This is a genomic window from Actinomyces sp. S4-C9 (assembly GCF_000758775.1).
Classification (GTDB): domain Bacteria; phylum Actinomycetota; class Actinomycetes; order Actinomycetales; family Actinomycetaceae; genus Gleimia; species Gleimia europaea.
This window is the reverse complement of the sequence record NZ_JRMU01000009.1, coordinates 1-17,701: the sequence shown is the minus strand read 5'-3', so window position 1 is coordinate 17,701 and position 17,701 is coordinate 1. Positions and strand designations below refer to the sequence as shown.

Sequence of the window (17,701 nt, the reverse complement as noted above, 5' to 3'; positions counted from 1 at the left end):
CTCCGTCTGCTATAGAGTTTCATTTCACGAAACGCTTTGGTTATTAAACCCGAATGTTCTTACAAAACGATGAACGAATTCTAAATCGTAAGATCCAGGAATATCGAGCTCTTCGATCCTTTTTGCAAGCTCTGAAGCGGTAGGAGTAGAACCAGCTCCTCCCGCCTTGGCAACCGATAGTGCGCCTAGGAGGAGGGCGAAAGACACCGCCTCACGGTCCGTTGCCCCATTAGCAACGGCTACGGCGAGTGCGGCGCTGAAAGCATCCCCCGCCCCCGTTGTATCGACAACATCAACCGAAATACCGGGCAAAGTCTGGTAGTTATCCGGCCCCAGGACCACGCCACGACCGCCTCTTGTCACAACTATCCGCGCATCAGTTTCCACCAGCTGACCGATCATTGAAACGGCCTCGCGAACATCAAAACAGCGGGCGTAGTGCAGGATTTCGGTCTCGTTGGGAACAAAATAATCGCAGTGTTCAAGCGGGAGCAGGTCGCTGGTGCGCCACGCGCCCGTAGAATCCCAACCGACGTCACCAATCACCTTCGTGCCCCGAGCGCGCCACTGCTTCACGACTTCAACATTCTTGTCGATCGCGCGCAGGTTTGCGATTAGCACGGAAGGAGTGAAGCGCTCCGGTAGCACGCCACCTTCATCCGACCCGTGGGTGACCATTGCCCGGTCTGCGTCCCACGCCAGCGCAACAGTTACGGACTGGCACTCAACGGGCGTGGCATAGGCGGTGCCAACCTTGTTTTCTTCAAGCACTGACCGCACAATCTGACCCGCACGATCATTTCCGAGGCGAGTTATCAGCTCTACCGGGTGCCCCAGCCGTGCCACGGCAACCGCCTGATTGGCGGCCCCTCCTGCGGTGAGCGCCGAAGATTCAACCCACATCTCCTCGCCCAGCACTGGAGCATGTGGCATCCCAGCCATCACCACGTCCAAGAACGTTGGGCCACAAACCGCTATTGCACCGGTAGACATACAGCCTGCTTCCTTCTGCGTACCGTTTCGATCAGTATCGCCCGACGTCTCGTTCATGACAAACAATCTGCGCATCCCAAACTGGATAGTTAACGTGTGCGTGCAGACTTTATAAAATAAGAAGGTATGCGCAAGCGACTTTGCTTTTCCTTCGATCTGAAAGGTGTTCGCCCGTGAAACTAACGATCGCTGGAGGCGGCGGATTTCGCGTCCCTCAAGTTCTGGACGTCCTCTCAAAGCACGATTCTGTATTCCAGATCACTGACGTAGCATTGTATGACGTTTCCACTATGCGAATGGGCGTCATCGAAAACGTGATTCGCGGATTGTATTCTGATCGGCCTAACCTGCCTCGAATCACTGCGACCACAGATCTTCACGAGGCGCTTACTGGCGCAGACTTCGTATTTTCAGCAATCCGCGTGGGCGGCACCGATGGGCGTGTTCGCGACGAGCGAGTGGCTCTTTCTAATCACGTTATTGGACAAGAAACGGTGGGCCCGGGCGGCAATGCCTACGCGTTGCGCACACTGCCGGAGGCCATGCGTTTAGCGGAGACTGCGCGCGAAGTGGCGCCAAACGCGTGGGTCATCAACTTCACCAATCCGGCCGGCATCATCACGCAAGCAATGCGCACGGTGCTCGGCAATCGCGTTGTTGGCATCTGTGACACCCCGATCGGCCTTATGCGCAAAGCGTGCGCGGCGATAGGCGTTTCGCCAAGCGAGGTCGAGTTTGACTATGTCGGCCTAAACCACCTCGGCTGGTTGCGCGAACTGCGCGTTGACGGAGTTGACCGTCTGCCAGAGCTTCTCGCATCCGACGAAATGCTGGATCATATTGAAGAGGCCCGCATTCTCGGCTTCGACTGGGTTCGGACCCTTGGCGCTCTACCTAACGAGTACCTGTTCTACTACTACTACGCGCGCGAATCGCTACAACGCATTCTGGACGAGCATGAGACGCGCGGGGAGTTCTTGCGCACTCAGCAAGAAAAGTTTTACGAGGCAGCGGCAGCCAACCCGCAGCGGGCAGCCGAGCTGTGGCAGGCCACGCACAACGAACGCGAAGCCACGTACATGGCCGAATCGCGCCCTGAGGAAGAGCGGGCCGGGCGTCGCAATGAGGACATGGGCGGTGGATACCAAGAGGTTGCTTTCAACATCATGAAAGCCATCACCAAGGGCGAGCCCGCAACCATGATCCTCAACGTGGCAAACAGCGATGGCCCGAACGGCCTGCTGGTACCGGGACTATCCGAATCTGCGGTTGTAGAGGTGCCCTGTACCGTTGACGCCGGCGGCATCCACCCGCATCAGGTAAAGCCCTTGACCGGCCCTGAATTTGGCCTCGTCTCAACGATCAAGGCCGTGGAAGAAGAACTGCTACGCGCATTCTTTGAGTCCAACGGGGGAGCCGCTTGGCACGCTATTGCAAGCCACCCGCTAGTTGACTCGATTGCCGTGGCGCGCAACGTGTTGGACGGCTACTTGGAGGACCCAAGACTGCAAGCCGTGCTACGCGGCCACGACTAGCTGCAGATCTAGAGGTGGCTTGCGTTAATCCCTGACCCAGTCCGGGTTTGGCGCAAGCCTCACAACCTCGCCAAACTGCGGGACAACCACATTCCAGCCAAGCTCCTGCTTGATTCGCTCGCCCAGCGCCTGGGCTGCCCGCGGCTCGCCGTGCGTCAAGAACACTGCGTGCGGGGCCTTCCCCGCCTCGCCGTCATCGCCCTCACCGACCTGCGCAACCCAACGCAAAAGTTCGTCGCGATCGGCGTGCGCAGAGAACTCGCGGTCTTGCGTAACTTCAGCGCGAACCGGCACGTACCAGCCGTGCATTTTGATCGATTCCGCGCCCTCAAGCAGTTTTCGACCGCGGGTGCCCACAGCCTGGTAGCCGGTGATAATAAGGCAGTTCTTTGGGTCCGGTAGCAATCTTTGCAGGTGGTGCAAAACGCGACCACCCTCCAACATTCCCGAGGATGTCACTATGATGCACGAACCTTTGAAATCATTGATCTTCTTCGAATCCTCCACGCTCAGCATCTGTTTCAGTTGCGGAATGCCCAGGAAGTCTTCCTTATCAATACCGCTGCGCATCTCTTCGTCCGCAAACTCCTCGTACACGCTGAGGGCGCGCAGACCCATCGGCGAGTCCACAAACACCGGCAAATCCGGGATTCGCCCTTCGCGCATCATCGACACCAGCTGGGCGAGCACCGACTCGGTACGGTGAATCGCAAATGCGGGAATCACTATCTTTCCACCCCGCGCCGCGGTGTCACGGATCGCGCGCGCCATTTCTTCGTGCGACACCTCGGCAACCTCGTGTAGCCGGTCACCGTACGTGGATTCCATAATCACCCAATCCGCTGCCGGGGTTTTCCCGCGCGGCTTCAGCAGGTACGGGTTCTCCCTGCCCAGATCGCCAGAAAAGAGGATCCGCGTGCCCCCAGTCTTTATCAGAATCGAAGCCGACCCGAGGATATGACTGGCCGGCACCCAGCGAGCGGAGAACTCTCCAAAATCAACTTCGGTATCGAACTCAACGGGGCGGAAATACTGTAGCGTCTTCTCCACGTCCTCTGGAGTGAAGAGGGCCAACGGATTCTCGTGCTTAGAGTAGCCGCCCTTTTTCGCTGACTTCGCGTCATTCACCTGTAGATTGCCGGCATCGCGCAGGACTATCTCAGCGAGTTTTATAGTTGCCCTCGTAGCCCATATCGAGCCTCTAAAACCCTGCTTCACAAGCACCGGCAGGTAGGCCACGTGGTCAGCGTGAGCGTGTGTAACCAAAATATCGGTAATAGTTTGCGGGCTTGGAGAGAACGGCTCCCAGTTCTTGACACGCCATTTCTTCTCACCCTGATACATGCCCGCGTCAACCAGTACTTTACGGCCATCGATTTCAAGCAAATACTTCGATCCGGTCACGGTTCCAGCCGCACCTAGAAACCTGCAACTAACCAGCGAATCGCTCATGTCCCTCACCCATCCGTTTGCAATCGAGACACTTCCAGTATGACGCAGCACACACTCGCTCGCAGGAGGGAGGCTTCGGGCTAATCTCCGGCGCGGCAACGCGCCGAGGTGGCGGAAGGGCGCCTGGGCGCTAGTTGTAGTACCTGTTTGCCTCTTCGTGCACCATCGCGTTTACCGCGAGCGCGTGGCGATAACCGGAAACTACCAGCCCAAAAACGGAACGATGACGGGGCACATCAAAGCGCCAAAGCATAAAAAATGTCGGGACACCGTATGAACGATGTCCCGAAACATAACAATCGTGCCCGAGGGGGGAGTCGAACCCCCATGCCCGCAAGGGCACACGGACCTGAACCGTGCGCGTCTACCAATTCCGCCACCCGGGCTAAAGCTAGATCAGCATATAAAATCAAAACCTGTGAGGCAAATTCAGCCAACCTCGCTCAATCGCTATAATATGGCCAAAGTAGTAGCGTAGATTCCGAGCTTGTAGCAAAACCATGGAGCTACCTATTGGGGGTGGACAATGCGGTTTCTTGACCGATTCGAATCAGCAATCGAAAAGGGCGTGCAAGGTACCTTCTCCCGGATCTTCCGCTCTGAACTTAAACCTGTAGACGTCAGCTCGGCGGTGCGCAGCGCCATGGACAACCACATCCAGGAATATTCCCGGGATCGGGCCATCGCCCCAAACCAGTACACCGTCCGCGTCGCCCCCGCCGACATGAAGCGACTCGAAGAGCTTGGCATTGACGTCCTCGCCACCGAGGTCGAAAACACTGCGCGCGAACACGCCGAAGAAAACAACTTCGCCCTCGTCGGCCCCATCGACGTGAATATTGAGGAAGGCCCTGAAGAGCTCACGGGTGAACTCGAAATCGAAGTTGGCACCAAACGCGGGGCGGTAGCCCCAGCCACCAGCCAAGTTGCCACCGAATCCAACCCGATCATCGACGTAGAGGGTGAACGCTGGATCCTCACAGAGCCCGTCACCATCCTCGGACGCGGAGCCGAAGCCGACATCACCATCTCAGACTCCGGAGTTTCCCGCCGCCACCTCGAACTACGCAAAACCCCGGACGGCGTGATCGCTTCCGACCTCGGTTCCACAAACGGCCTCTACGTCGAAGGACACAAGGTAGACGCCGCCACACTGGTGGACGGAAATCAGCTGGTGATTGGACGCACGCGCATCCTGTTTTGGACATCTGCCGCAAAGGAGCAATACACGTAGATGGCTTCTGACCTGGCATTCACGCTGCTCCGGCTCCTGTATCTCCTCCTACTTTGGGCGGTGGCGCTCGGAGCTGTCTCACTGCTACGCCAAGACATCTTCGGAACCGTGGTCACCCCGCGCGGCGCGGGCCGCAAAGAGGCTGACAAGCACCTCGCTGAATCTAAACGGCGCCGCAAACGCGGTGCAGCCCCCGCAACGCCAACCAAACTCCTTATCACCGGAGGTCCCCTGGTTGGCACCACCATGAAGCTAGGTAATGCGGACATCACCATCGGCCGCTCGCCTGCCTCTACGCTTGTGATCGACGACGAATACGCGTCTTCGCGCCACGCCCGCCTGCACCTGGACGATGAAGGGTGGTGGGTTGAAGACCTTGGCTCCACAAACGGCACGTTCGTTGACGACGAGCGCATCGACCGGCCCCACCGCCTCACGTTTGGCGCTAACGTTCGCATTGGTAGAACCACATTTGAGCTGGTGAGCTAATGGCAGTTGACTTCCGCTTCGCCGCCAGGTCCGACGTGGGCCTCGTGCGTAAAAACAATCAGGATTCCGGCTATGCCGGGCCGCACCTGCTCCTGCTAGCCGACGGCATGGGCGGACCCGCGGGCGGAGACATCGCATCATCCGTGGCCGTCGCCCACTTCGCCCCCCTCGATGCGGACGACCATCCGGCCGAGCAAATGCTTTCCCTGCTTCGCGACGCCCTGAATGCCGCGCACGAGGAGCTGGTTGAACGCTCCAAGAACGACCCGAAACTGCAAGGCCTTGGCACCACGTGTATTGCCCTTATGAGATCAGGGTCAAAACTTGCGATGGTACACATCGGTGATTCGCGCGCATACGTTCTTCGCGGCGACAACCTCACGCAGGTCACCACCGACCACTCGTTTGTGCAGTACTTAATCCAAACCGGACAAATCACGCCAGAAGAGGCTGAAAACCACCCGCAGCGTTCGATCGTGCTACGCATTCTTGGAGACTCTGGCTCTGACGTTGTGCCCGACGAATCCGTACGCGAAGCCGTGGTGGGTGACCGGTGGTTGCTGTGCTCCGACGGGCTGTCCGGCGTAGTTTCCGCCGACACAATCATCGAAACGCTATCCACCATCGACGATCCTGGCGAATGTGCCGAGGAGCTAATCAACCTTGCCCTACGAGGGGGCGGGCCCGACAACATCACGTGCGTGATCGCAGACGTCGTTCCTGCCGGTTCCATCGACGCGCAAACCCCCCAGGTAGTGGGCGCCGCAGCGGTCGATCGCAACCTTCCTAGCCGCGGAGGCGGGGGCGCTGCCGCACGCGCCGCCAACCTTGCGCCGCGCGAAACCATCCTCGATGAGGAAGAACCCGAAGACTTGAAACCCAAATCCTGGGTTAAACCCTTCTTCGCCCTTATCGTTGCAACGCTGGTGATTCTGGGCGCTTGGGGCGGATACGTTTGGTCACAAACCCAGTATTACGCGCAATTGGTGGAAGACCAGGTTGTCATATTCCAAGGCATTCCGCAGGCGGTTGGCCCGTTCGAGTTGTCTCATCCAGTTGAACTAACCGAGCTCAAGGCTGCAGATCTCCTCCCCGTTGAACGCACGCGCCTACAAGAGCCTGTACGCAGATCCTCAATGGAGGAAATCAACCAGTATGTTGAGTCCTTGAAGCGCACAGCTGAGAGCAATAAGACAACTTCGACAACTGAGCAGAATGATAAAACAGGCGAAACTACGCCATCCGAATCTGGAACTAGCTCGCCAACAACGGCTGCCACTAAGGAGAGCTAATGGCAACCGTAACGATCTCCCCTCCAAGATCGCGGCCCATCCTAGAGCTGCTCCTGCTTGTCCTATCCACGGCCGCGGGCCTGGGAGGCTACGCCCTCACTTCCCTCAATCGAACCGATGAGCTACCCGCCAACATCCTTTGGCACGTGGTAATCCTCGTCGTATTCTCAACCGTTGCATACCTTGGGGTGCGAAAACTCGCTCCACACGCCGACCCAGTGATCCTGCCCGTGGCTGTCGGACTGACCGGCATTGGCCTCGCCATGATTTACCGGCTCGACATGTCTTACAAGGCGCTAAACGAGAACCTCCCACCAGAATCGCAATACCCGATTGTCGGTATGAAACAGCTGATTTTCGTAGCCGTGGGGCTACTGGCCGGTGCAGTTGTACTCATCCTCGTACACAACCATCGAAACCTGCGCCGCTACACCTACATCGCCATGTTCGTGTCCATCGTTCTACTCATCCTGCCCCTCATTCCCGGGCTTGGACAAGAACATTTCGGTGCGCGCATCTGGATTTACCTCGGACCGTTCTCCGTCCAACCTGCCGAGTTCGTAAAAATCACCCTCGCCATCTTCTTCGCTGGATATCTCGTCACCAACCGCGACATGCTCACCGTTGGGGGTAAAAAGTTCCTCGGTATCCGCCTGCCTCGCGCACGCGACCTCGGCCCCATCCTGCTCACATGGCTGGTAGCAATCCTCGTGCTCGTCTTGCAGCGTGACCTCGGCACTTCGCTACTATTCTTCGGCCTGTTCATCGCCATGATCTACGTAGCCACCGCTCGCGTTTCCTGGCTAATCATCGGCGCGGCACTATTCGCACCAGCCGCCTACTTCGCAATCCAAGCCTTCCCCCACGTTGGGCGGCGCATCACTATCTGGCTACACGCGTACGACAACGACATTTACAACGCCATCGGCGGTTCTCACCAGGTAGTGCAAGGCCAGTTTGGCATGGCGTCAGGCGGATTGTTCGGCACCGGCTGGGGGCGCGGATACCCGCAACTAGTGCCCTTCGCGCAGTCTGACTTCATCCTTTCTTCCCTCGCAGAAGAACTTGGCCTCACCGGCCTGATGGCCATTTTGCTCTTGTACCTAATCCTGATCGAGCGCGGACTGCGCGCCGCAATCGGTGTGCGCGACGGATTTGGCAAACTACTTGCCACCGGCATCAGCTTCTCGCTCGGACTCCAACTATTCGTAGTACTCGGCGGCATCACCCGCCTGATTCCACTCACGGGACTCACCGCGCCCTTCCTCGCGCAAGGTGGCTCGTCCATGGTTGCCTCGTGGATATCCGTGGCCCTATTGCTACGCATATCCGACGCGTCGCGTCGTCCCCCAACCTCGGTTGCTATCCCCAATGATGTTGCGGGAGGCGCCAAATGAACGATCAAATCCGTAAGCTTTACATCATCCTGTTCGCCATGGTGTGTTCGCTGGCGCTAGCAGCCACCTACATTCAGTTCTACAAGGCGCACGAACTTAACGCGGACGCGCGCAACTCGCGCACCATTTTACATGCCGCGGAACGCGACCGAGGCCCCATCATCGTGAACGGCACTGCAATCGCCGAGTCAGTGAAAATCCCGGACTCCCGCAGGTACAACCGCAGCTACCCGGCCGGCGACCTCTACGGGCACCTCACCGGCTGGTTCTCCACAAACCTCGGGTCATCCAGCGGTCTTGAATCCGCCGCCGACGACATTCTTGAGGGCGACGCACCCTCCCTCTTCACCCAGCGGCTCCAAAATCTGCTCACCGGCCAGGAGCGGCGTGGTGGCGGCGTCAACCTAACCATCGACGCCGCTCTCCAAGAAACTGCTAAATCTTCCCTTGGAGGACGCGAAGGAGCCGTTGTTGCCATCGAGGCAAAGACTGGAGCAATCCGCGCCCTCTACTCCTCCCCGTCCTACGATCCGAACAAGCTAGCCGACCCAGACGGGGCGGCGGCATTGGACTACTACAAGCAGCTCGACGCAGACAGTGGAAAACCGCTCAAGAACCGTGCCATTGCCGGCGATCGCTACGCGCCCGGTTCAGTGTTCAAGCTTGTAACTGCTGCAGCAATGCTTGAATCCGGCCTGACTCCAGATTCGAAGGTGAGCGGCCCAGCCTCATACCGCCTACCCGGCACAGAAACCGACCTGCCTAACATTAGCGGCCTCGCCTGCGGTGATGGCAACCCGACCTTGACCGAAGCGTTCGCACGCTCGTGCAACACGACTTTTGCCGAGGGCGGGGTAACAGTTGGCGCAGAAAAACTCCACCAGAAGGCCCTAGACTTCGGCTTCGAGCAGGATCTTTCCATCCCACTACCAGTTACTCCCTCCGCATATCCCGAGGATTTGGACCCGGCCCAAACCGCCCTCGCCGCGATTGGACAAAGCGACGTGCAAGTCACGCCTCTACAAATGGCTATGATCGCTGCAGCGGTGGCAAACAATGGTCAACTGATGAAGCCGTACCTTATCGATTCGGTAGTAAACGCCGATCTTGAGGTTCAAACCACCACTAAGCCAGAGCTTCTTTCCACCCCAATCACACCCGAAGTTGCCTCTCAGTTGCGCACAATGATGGTTGCGGTAGTTGACACCCGGTACGGCACGGGCGGGACCATGTATCTGCCTGACCGCACCGTTGCTGCAAAAACCGGTACGGCCGAGGTGGCAGATCGCAACATCGCCTGGTCCGTAGCCTTTATAGCCAATGACAACCCTGTAGTTGTTGCCGTAGCCATCCAGGGCGATGACATCAACCCCTACGTGGGTGGCGGAACTGACGCCGGCCCAGTGGTCCGCCAACTCTTGGAAGTTGAGTCTGCCAATGAGTAACTACAGCGGAAAAGTACTGGGCGGGCGCTACAAACTTGTCCGCCAGGTTGCTACGGGCGGCATGGGCGAAGTTTGGACCGCGCGAGATAAAGTCACTGGCCGACACATTGCCGTGAAGATCCTCAAACCAGAGCTCACCGGCCAGGCCACCTTCCTCCAGCGCCTACGCATGGAAGCAACCAACGCCATGCGCATCCAACACCCCAACATCGCTGCGGTCCTCGACCACGGTGAGGAGGATGGCACCGGATGGATTGTCATGGAGTACGTTGAGGGCCGTCCCTTCAACGAGTATCTGCGTGGCGGTAACCGCATCGCGCCAGACCAGCTACTACCCATCCTTATCCAAACCGCATACGTACTTCAGTCAGCCAAGGACCGCGAAATCGTCCACCGTGACATCAAGCCTTCCAACATCCTCATCACGCCCGAGGGTTTGGTTAAGCTCACCGACTTTGGCATTTCCACAACGCCTGGCCAAGCCACCATGACTGAGGCTGGCATGGTTATGGGAACCGCTCAGTACCTGCCGCCCGAACAGGCGATGGGAGATCCCGCAACCCACAGTGGCGACCTGTATGCGCTAGGCGTTATCGCCTACGAGGCACTTGCTGGAAAGCGTCCGTTTACCGGCAAAACTCAGGTGGACGTCGCGTTTGCCCACGTCAACGATGAAGTCCCGCCGCTACCCGACGATGTTCCCAAAGAGCTAGCGCGAATCGTCATGAAGCTACTGGAAAAGAAACCATCAGATCGGCCTAAAGATGGTGCCACCCTCGTGAAGCAACTATCCAGCGCCGCTGTCTCCCTTGGGCTCCCCACCAATCCGAAACCCGTCTCGCTACCTGACGCGCCAACAGCTGCCCTTGAACGAGGTCGCGCGGGCTTCACCACCTCGATCCCGAAGAAACAATCCGCTAACGAGACCGCAACCAAAAGACGCACTGACATCGCCACTTCACGCAAAACCACTGCCACAAAGTTGCGATCTGACGCGCCCCCCGCATTCAAATCTGACCAACACAACCGAACCGCAAAACCTGCAACTAAAAGCTACTTACCCACTCGGGCACAATACGCCCCTAAATCACGGCGACAGCCAGGTAATAACAGAGCATATAGACACTCATCCTCAGACCCTTACGAAGTGCAACTACAAGAGTTATTAGTTGTCGCAATTGTCATTTTTATTGTCACACTGCTAGTCATGTTTGCTTTCAAAAGCAACCCGAGCTCCACAAACTCGACAGCGAGTCACGGGCAATTTACGAGTATTCTGGCAGATAACACATCAACGGAGGTTCAAGTATGGCTGACAACCACACCCACCGCCTAGCCGGACGCTACGAAGTGCGGTCGATGATCGGCCGTGGAGGCATGGCGCAGGTACATCTTGGCTTCGATACGCGCCTGTCTCGGGTGGTCGCAATCAAGATGCTCCGCACCGACCTTGCGCGAGACTCTATTTTCCAAACCCGTTTCCGCCGCGAAGCGCAGGCTGCCGCGTCTTTGAACCATCCGAACATAGTTGCGGTTTACGACACTGGCGAAGAGGACGTGACAACACCCGACGGCTCAACCGTCTCCGTGCCCTACATCGTTATGGAATACGTAGAAGGACACACGGTGCGCGACCTCCTGGCAGGAGGAGCTCCTGTTCCTATCGATGAGGCCGTAGAGATCATCTCTGGCGTGCTCTCAGCCCTCGAATACTCACACGTGCACGGCCTGGTTCACCGAGACATTAAACCGGGCAACATCATGCTGACGAACACCGGCAAGATCAAAGTCATGGATTTCGGTATCGCGCGTGCCCTCACGGACTCTCAAGCCACTATGACGCAGACGAATGCCGTGGTTGGAACTGCTCAGTACCTATCCCCGGAACAGGCGCACGGCGATCCGGTTGACGCCCGCTCTGACATTTACTCCACGGGTTGTGTACTGTTCGAACTTCTCACGGGACAACCTCCGTTCAAGGGCGATTCTGCTGTCGCCGTGGCCTACCAACACGTGTCAGAAATTCCGCCAAAACCTTCTTCCATCACCAGTGACGTGCCGGACTCAATTGACCGAGTTGTCCTCAAGGCTTTAGCGAAAAACCGTGACGACAGATACAGCTCTGCCGAAGAGATGCGTGCCGACCTCAATCGAGCGGCACGCGGCGCTCTCGTAATGGCCCCCGAAACGGACTCATGGCAGGCGCCAGCAACGCAGGTTATGTCCCCTGCTACCATGACGATGCCTGCAGCAACCATGCCACCTCCGGCCCCCGCCTACGATACGCAAACCATGGCGCGCATTGACACTTTGGAGGAGGAACCCAAGAAGAAGCGTTGGCCAATCGCTTTACTTATCGTTGTTGCCCTTGCCATGATTGGCGGCCTGGTGTGGTGGTTTGCCACTAACTCCGCGGAGCCGGAAGTAGAACAAGTTCCGGTTCCAACCGTTGTTGGACAGACTCAAGAACAAGCAATCGCAAGACTTAAAGAAGCCGGATTAGAGTTTGCCATTGCAAGCACGGAAGCAAGTTCAGAAATTCCTGCAAACTCGGTCATTTCATCTGACCCGGAAGCCGGCACAATTGTAGATAAGGGCACCACCGTGAAGGTGGTTCTGTCTTCAGGCCCCGCAGACACCACGGTTCCAGACGTCAGCGGCCTAACCCAACAGCAGGCGCGAGATCAACTAAAGCAAAAGGGACTGCAAGTATCTGACGTTGTCACTGTTGACGATCCTTCACAGGAGAAGGGGCGGGTTATTAAAACCGATCCCGAAGCCGGAGCAACAATCAGTGAAGGCGAGTCAGTAACATTATTCGTTGCCTCTGGCAACGTTTCCGTGCCCACAGACCTGGTTGGACGCCCCCGCGACGAAGTGCTACAGACTCTGCAGGAACTGGGCCTCAACACCAACGTTGAAACCGAAGAGAGCGCAGACTATGCGGAGGGGACGGTGATGAGTCTTTCCGCAACTGGAACTGTATCCAAGGGGACGACGATCACCGTCACGGTTTCTAAAGCACCCGCGCCCACGCAGCCTCCCACACAGGAGCAGCCACAACCACCGACGGAACAACCCTCTGAAAATAGGTAATAAACCTGACGGATAGATGGGCGGCCCGTGAACTCACGTCACGGGCCGCCCATCTATTTGCTTACTTAAAACACTTACGTACTGGTTGTTGTCACATCCGGCACGTCCACCGTATTGTCAACCACGTTAAACGTGTCTTGCACCCACGGGAAGGCAAACTCAAGAAGTAGCCAGGCCACTAGAAAAATCAGCAGGATCGACCAGACAACCTTTAACCACTTTGGGCCCGGTAGCAGGCGGAAGATAGCGGCATACATTTATGCGCCCTCCTTCTCAGACTTAAGTTCAGGTGGCAAGCCCTTATCACGCTCATACCAGTGTTGGAACTCCAGGTGAACTATGTAGCGGTGACTGTTACCAAACTGACCTCCTGTCTCGGTACTACAGGTGGTCATCGTTAGCATTCGCTTGGTGGGAGTGGCGCCAATCGGCTGATCAGGAACCGGGTTGATAACCTCTGTCTGCTCCGGAAGCACGATCTCTTTTTGCACTACCTTGTATACCAAGAATGCGTTCGAGGTCTCCATAACCACCGGTGTGCCCTCTTCGAGCGTATCTACGTAACGGAAGTTGTTACCGTACGATCGTCTGTGAGCAGCGACCGCGAAGTTGCCAACCTCGCCCGGCCATTGCGTGAACTCATAGTGTCCGCCCAGCGCCTGATCCAGCAGGTACTGTGCCGTTCCGTGCACCACCGGAACTTTCATGTTGTCCCAAACGGGTATGTGCAAAATGCCCATGGTTTCGCCATAACCCACCGGGGTGAACTCAGGCGGAGCCTCCGTGTGAGCCGGAGGAACCTTATCGACAGAAACCTTTGGAAGTTTCGCTTCAAAGTCACTGATCGCCTGCTCCCGGTCCGCCTCGACCTCCCAGGAAGTCCAGTACAGCTGCCAGAAGATAAATAACCCAATCACAAGCGAAGCCGTGATCATGAGCTCGCCAAGAACACCAATGAACCTAATAAACAGGCTTGGTTTCTTGCGCGCCACTGCGCGCCTGCTGGGGTATGACCTAGTTGTCATTGCTAGCCGTCACTTTCGCAAAGTCGAATACCGGCTGTTGATTTACGGCACTAATTTTGAGGTTTGATTCATCTCGAACACTGTAACCCAAGTTGAACCGAGCTACGTACTCACCCAGGATAGCGATCTGTGTATCCTGCGAGAGCGCGCGGCGCATTTTGGCGGAATCGCCAATCGCCCCAATCTCGTAGGGAGGCGAGTAGAGCTTACCGTCGATGTTGATTACATTGCCCACGCATGAAACTTTCGAATCGGCGCGCACAAACCGGCCCTGCACGCTGAGCGCCTCTGCACCGCCACTTAGCAGAGCATTAAAAACGGCCTCTATGTCCTGCTGGTGGATTACGAGGTCGTCTGCCACAACTCCCTCCGGTAATGGTTCCGGTACCGGAGCGTCATTTAACGTCACCGTGACGCCTGGCCCGGCTAACTCCACACGCGTACGTTCTGAAATGGGCAGTTGCGGCTGATCTGGAACAGCCGCGATCATCTGGTCAATCTGCTTATACATGTCCTCGTTGTCCGCAGATAGCTCTTTCACGGTAACTTCTTTGCGGGCCACCAGAGACAACAGATCTGAGTCGTACCTCGAGCCAGCGGGAGGACGCAACGTCATTGAACCAGCAAACAGCAATCCAGCTAGAAAAAGCACGAATCCACGGCCAAAAAAGTGTTTCAGGCGCTCTGAAAAAGGAGTTTTGCGGCTATGGTTAGCTCCGCGACTGTGCGCGCCACGGTGAGCGCCGCGCATATCCGCGTTTTCCACTAGCCCTCCTCTTCGCGATGTCTGCTACTTTTGGTACGCTATTACAGGATTTTAATCATTTGCCCAATCCAATGTAACCAGTGTACGGGTAGGGCTCTGTCGGAAGGTATTAGGCGTGCCTGAATCAAGAAAACGCAAGAAGACGTCCAACTCGTCCCATTCGGATGATTTGGAAATCAAGTCGTGGACTGACGGCATCCCACTCTCCCCGTCTTGGTGGGCTCCCACGTTCGTAACTTTGCTAATCATTGGCCTACTCTGGCTGGTCGTCATGTACATGACGGGAGCTCGCTTCCCCATTCCTGGCATTGGCAACTGGAATCTCGCAATCGGCCTTGGTTTCATGATGACCGGATTCCTCATGACACTGCGCTGGCGTTAAAGTTTCACGCAAAATGGTGGGCGTAATGCCCACCATTTTTATGTTTCTAGGCCGGTTCTAGCATGCCTGTTACCGATGTAAAGCTGTAGCTACCAAGGGGTTTGTAATTTGAAGGGAGGCCGAGGCCCGCGGCCTCAACCTCCCTCATAGAAGAAGCTAAGTTTGGCTTACTCTTCGGTTTCCTCAGCAGATTCTGCCGGGGTTTCCACGATGTCAACATCGGTGTCGAGGTCCGCCCAGTACTCTTCTGCCCAAGGATCCTCAATCGGCTGGGAACGACGCCAAAGTAGGTAGCCAACGCCCGCTGCCGCGGTGCCGAGCAGTGCCCACCCGAACGTCTTGGCTACCGTACCGGCAACAGACTTCTTCGGCTTTGTGAGCTCCTTGCGGCTGGCCTCACCTGCGCGCTGTACGCGCTCGGCGATAGTACCGTCCTTCTTTGCTGCTGCAGATGCTGCACGAGCAGCCTTCTCGCCGCGCTTGGCGTAATCACTGGCTACAGCCTGAGCATCATCCAAGTAGGGACGAACGCGATCCGCGGCTTCCTCTAGCACCGGGGCGGTTGCCTTAACCGTCTCATCCCACAGGTACTGAGCGCGAGGAGCAACCCATTCTGCACCCTCTTGCGCCAGGTTCTGTGCCTTTGTTACAAACTCTTCGCCATGACGCATCGCGGCCTCAGCTGCGGCATCGGCCTCACGATGGAGCTTCTTAGTATCTAGCTTGCCCATCATTTCCTCCGTTACGTTGAGAATCAGCTTCGCGTTAGCGAAACACTATCCCTTCCATTTTGCACTGAAACCGCGCGCATTGCAGGATGAACCGGCCGCTAATCTTGGGTGATCAATAAAGACATATCCAAACAAATCTGCGACAATTGCAGTATGAAAGCAACAATTCACACAAATATGGGCGACATCGCCATTGAACTTTTCCCCAACCACGCACCGATTACGGTGAAGAACTTTGCCGAACTTGCGCAAGGTAAGCGGGAGTGGACGCACCCGGCAACGGGTGAAAAGACCAACGCACCGCTTTACGACGGCGTTGTTTTCCACCGCGTTATTCCCGGATTCATGATTCAGGGCGGCGACCCTCTTGGCATTGGCGTTGGCGGCCCCGGTTACAACTTTGACGACGAAATCCACCCGGAGCTGAACTTTAACGAACCGTACGTGCTTGCGATGGCTAACGCCGGTAAGCGCATGGGCCGGGGCACCAACGGCTCGCAGTTCTTCATCACCGTTGCTCCAACCACCTGGCTGCAGGGTAACCACACAATCTTCGGCAAGGTTATTGACGACGAGTCTAAGGCGGTTGTAGACGCGATTGCCGCAGTCCCAACGGGTATGAATGACAGGCCAGTTGAGGACGTTGTAATCGAAACGATTGACATCGAAGAGTGAGCGACCAGCCACGCTATGGTGAACGCAGGTCACAGCCCGCTGTGGCCTGCCCTCGTCACCCTAACCTCCCCGCCATTTCCACATGTAAACGGTGCGGAAGGGGCACCTGCTCAGACTGCACTATCCATACCGAAGTAGGTTCAATCTGCCCCGAGTGCGCGAGTAGTAGCACGCGCGCCCGCTTGCGCAGGCCCTCATATCGCTTGCAGGGCAAGAGCATCACCACTTGGATTCTTGGCATAACCATCGCGGTTTCGCTTCTCGCTACGGTTCACAAGCCGCTCCAGGTTTGGCTGATGTATGTGCCCGCCTGGTCAATACACGAACCGTGGCGCCTACTCACAGTTGCCCTCGTGCACGGCGGACTGTTGCACTTAGGGCTGAACATGCTGACGCTATACATCGTTGGTAACCCCGTGGAGCAGGTCCTTGGGGCCGGGCGCTACCTGGTTCTGTACGCGGCTTCTGCAATGGGCGGATCCCTGTTTGTGCTGGCGTGGGGGTTTGTTGATCCTACTTCTCTAGTGGGAGCAACGGTGGGCGCATCGGGCGCACTGTTTGGTCTATTTGCAGCTATTTTCGTGCTCCAAAAGGCCTCTGGCTCAGATACAACGTCGATTGTGGTTTTGCTGGCCGTGAACCTTGTTTACGGCTTCGTTGTGTCTGGAGTTTCGTGGCAAGGTCATCTAGGTGGTTTGATCACGGGCGCACTGGTTGCATGGATTTTGGTTCGCCTGGCAAAACCGAGACCTGGAAAGACTGAAAAGAGCCAAACCACCGCTACGGTGTTGGCATCTGTTGGGATTTTTGTAGCGCTGTTAGCCCTGAACTACGGGATCTACTGGGGGCTTACTCAGTTCTACAGCTAGTTATACACAGCTTTCCACAACTATTTCGAACCCGACCTGCTGGTTTTCCACAGGTCGGGTTCTATTACTGTTTGAGTACTCTAAACTACCTGAGATTCCAAGGAACAACATTGTGGAAACTACATGTATGTAAGTTTCCCCAGGTGTGGATATACCTGTGCATAAGTGGTGTTTGTTAGAGAATCTGAACGAATATGCTGCATAGCGCCGCAGTGTTTGCCAAATCGCGCTCCACAATCGGCTCCGGTTTTAGACAACCGCCCGGACAACCTCGGGCATTAAAAAACCCGGCCTATTAAGCCGGGTGGTTGTGGAGCTAA

18 protein-coding genes and 1 tRNA gene are annotated in these 17,701 nt (G+C 56.7%); 11 read left to right on the top strand and 8 right to left on the bottom strand.

What is annotated here, in order from left to right:
- Nucleotides 1–24: 24 nt before the first annotated feature.
- Nucleotides 25–1,050, bottom strand: a complete 1,026-nt coding sequence (locus HMPREF1628_RS04395) for a carbohydrate kinase family protein (RefSeq protein ID WP_198030399.1) — start codon at nucleotides 1,048–1,050, stop codon at nucleotides 25–27.
- A 116-nt stretch (nucleotides 1,051–1,166) separates the two neighbouring features.
- Between HMPREF1628_RS04395 and HMPREF1628_RS04390 the strand changes: the two genes are divergently transcribed.
- Entirely contained in the window at nucleotides 1,167–2,528 is a 1,362-nt protein-coding gene (locus HMPREF1628_RS04390) for a family 4 glycosyl hydrolase (protein ID WP_034508440.1), read from the top strand.
- Nucleotides 2,529–2,552: 24 nt separating this feature from the next.
- Here the strand turns inward: HMPREF1628_RS04390 and HMPREF1628_RS04385 are convergent, their stop codons facing one another.
- The 3 genes from HMPREF1628_RS04385 to HMPREF1628_RS04380 form a co-directional block, all read right to left on the bottom strand.
- Entirely contained in the window at nucleotides 2,553–3,980 is a 1,428-nt protein-coding gene (locus HMPREF1628_RS04385) for an MBL fold metallo-hydrolase RNA specificity domain-containing protein (protein ID WP_034508436.1), read from the bottom strand.
- Between the two features lie 130 nt (nucleotides 3,981–4,110).
- Nucleotides 4,111–4,233 carry a hypothetical protein gene (locus HMPREF1628_RS09250; RefSeq protein ID WP_269493582.1) on the bottom strand — a complete coding sequence of 41 codons (123 nt, stop codon included), beginning with the start codon at nucleotides 4,231–4,233 and terminating at the stop codon, nucleotides 4,111–4,113.
- Between the two features lie 49 nt (nucleotides 4,234–4,282).
- Nucleotides 4,283–4,366 (bottom strand) — tRNA-Leu (locus HMPREF1628_RS04380).
- 140 nt (nucleotides 4,367–4,506) lie between these two features.
- Here HMPREF1628_RS04380 and HMPREF1628_RS04375 point away from each other — a divergent pair.
- The 7 genes from HMPREF1628_RS04375 to pknB are packed head-to-tail and all read left to right on the top strand — an operon-like array spanning nucleotide 4,507 to nucleotide 12,933.
- Nucleotides 4,507–5,214, top strand: coding sequence for an FhaA domain-containing protein (locus HMPREF1628_RS04375; RefSeq protein ID WP_034508433.1), 708 nt, complete (start codon nucleotides 4,507–4,509; stop codon nucleotides 5,212–5,214).
- On the top strand, nucleotides 5,215–5,703 hold the full coding sequence (locus tag HMPREF1628_RS04370) for an FHA domain-containing protein FhaB/FipA (protein WP_034508431.1): 489 nt from the start codon (nucleotides 5,215–5,217) through the stop codon (nucleotides 5,701–5,703).
- Nucleotides 5,703–6,995, top strand: a complete 1,293-nt coding sequence (locus tag HMPREF1628_RS04365) for a PP2C family protein-serine/threonine phosphatase (protein WP_034508422.1) — start codon at nucleotides 5,703–5,705, stop codon at nucleotides 6,993–6,995. The genes HMPREF1628_RS04370 and HMPREF1628_RS04365 overlap by 1 nt, the downstream gene beginning before the upstream one ends.
- On the top strand, nucleotides 6,995–8,392 hold the full coding sequence (locus HMPREF1628_RS04360; RefSeq protein WP_034508421.1) for an FtsW/RodA/SpoVE family cell cycle protein: 1,398 nt from the start codon (nucleotides 6,995–6,997) through the stop codon (nucleotides 8,390–8,392). The genes HMPREF1628_RS04365 and HMPREF1628_RS04360 overlap by 1 nt, the downstream gene beginning before the upstream one ends.
- The gene (locus tag HMPREF1628_RS04355) at nucleotides 8,389–9,837 is read left to right on the top strand and encodes a peptidoglycan D,D-transpeptidase FtsI family protein (RefSeq protein WP_034508418.1); all 1,449 of its coding nucleotides are present in this window, start codon (nucleotides 8,389–8,391) and stop codon (nucleotides 9,835–9,837) included. The genes HMPREF1628_RS04360 and HMPREF1628_RS04355 overlap by 4 nt, the downstream gene beginning before the upstream one ends.
- Nucleotides 9,830–11,173 (top strand): serine/threonine-protein kinase, encoded by a 1,344-nt coding sequence (locus tag HMPREF1628_RS08635; RefSeq protein ID WP_052038870.1) that lies wholly within the window; start codon nucleotides 9,830–9,832, stop codon nucleotides 11,171–11,173. Before HMPREF1628_RS04355 ends, HMPREF1628_RS08635 begins: the two co-directional genes overlap by 8 nt.
- Nucleotides 11,146–12,933, top strand: coding sequence for a Stk1 family PASTA domain-containing Ser/Thr kinase (gene pknB / locus HMPREF1628_RS04345; protein ID WP_034508415.1), 1,788 nt, complete (start codon nucleotides 11,146–11,148; stop codon nucleotides 12,931–12,933). The genes HMPREF1628_RS08635 and pknB overlap by 28 nt, the downstream gene beginning before the upstream one ends.
- Before the next feature lie 74 nt (nucleotides 12,934–13,007).
- Here pknB and HMPREF1628_RS04340 read toward each other — a convergent pair whose 3' ends face one another.
- The 3 genes from HMPREF1628_RS04340 to HMPREF1628_RS04330 are packed head-to-tail and all read right to left on the bottom strand — an operon-like array spanning nucleotide 13,008 to nucleotide 14,610.
- Nucleotides 13,008–13,190, bottom strand: coding sequence for a hypothetical protein (locus HMPREF1628_RS04340; protein ID WP_034508413.1), 183 nt, complete (start codon nucleotides 13,188–13,190; stop codon nucleotides 13,008–13,010).
- The gene (locus tag HMPREF1628_RS04335; RefSeq protein ID WP_034508410.1) at nucleotides 13,191–13,958 is read right to left on the bottom strand and encodes a class E sortase; all 768 of its coding nucleotides are present in this window, start codon (nucleotides 13,956–13,958) and stop codon (nucleotides 13,191–13,193) included.
- Entirely contained in the window at nucleotides 13,948–14,610 is a 663-nt protein-coding gene (locus HMPREF1628_RS04330) for a DUF881 domain-containing protein (protein WP_198030398.1), read from the bottom strand. The genes HMPREF1628_RS04335 and HMPREF1628_RS04330 overlap by 11 nt, the downstream gene beginning before the upstream one ends.
- A 229-nt stretch (nucleotides 14,611–14,839) precedes the next feature.
- Between HMPREF1628_RS04330 and HMPREF1628_RS04325 the strand changes: the two genes are divergently transcribed.
- Nucleotides 14,840–15,106: a cell division protein CrgA gene (locus HMPREF1628_RS04325; protein WP_034508407.1), complete on the top strand. Its 267-nt coding sequence runs from the start codon at nucleotides 14,840–14,842 to the stop codon at nucleotides 15,104–15,106.
- Nucleotides 15,107–15,273: 167 nt separating this feature from the next.
- Here the strand turns inward: HMPREF1628_RS04325 and HMPREF1628_RS04320 are convergent, their stop codons facing one another.
- Nucleotides 15,274–15,837 (bottom strand): hypothetical protein, encoded by a 564-nt coding sequence (locus tag HMPREF1628_RS04320; RefSeq protein ID WP_052038868.1) that lies wholly within the window; start codon nucleotides 15,835–15,837, stop codon nucleotides 15,274–15,276.
- 153 nt (nucleotides 15,838–15,990) lie between these two features.
- Between HMPREF1628_RS04320 and HMPREF1628_RS04315 the strand changes: the two genes are divergently transcribed.
- Both HMPREF1628_RS04315 and HMPREF1628_RS04310 read left to right on the top strand, forming a co-directional pair.
- Nucleotides 15,991–16,512, top strand: coding sequence for a peptidylprolyl isomerase (locus HMPREF1628_RS04315; RefSeq protein WP_034508404.1), 522 nt, complete (start codon nucleotides 15,991–15,993; stop codon nucleotides 16,510–16,512).
- Between the two features lie 182 nt (nucleotides 16,513–16,694).
- The gene (locus HMPREF1628_RS04310) at nucleotides 16,695–17,381 is read left to right on the top strand and encodes a rhomboid family intramembrane serine protease (protein ID WP_232219377.1); all 687 of its coding nucleotides are present in this window, start codon (nucleotides 16,695–16,697) and stop codon (nucleotides 17,379–17,381) included.
- The last annotated feature ends 320 nt before the right edge of the window (nucleotides 17,382–17,701 follow it).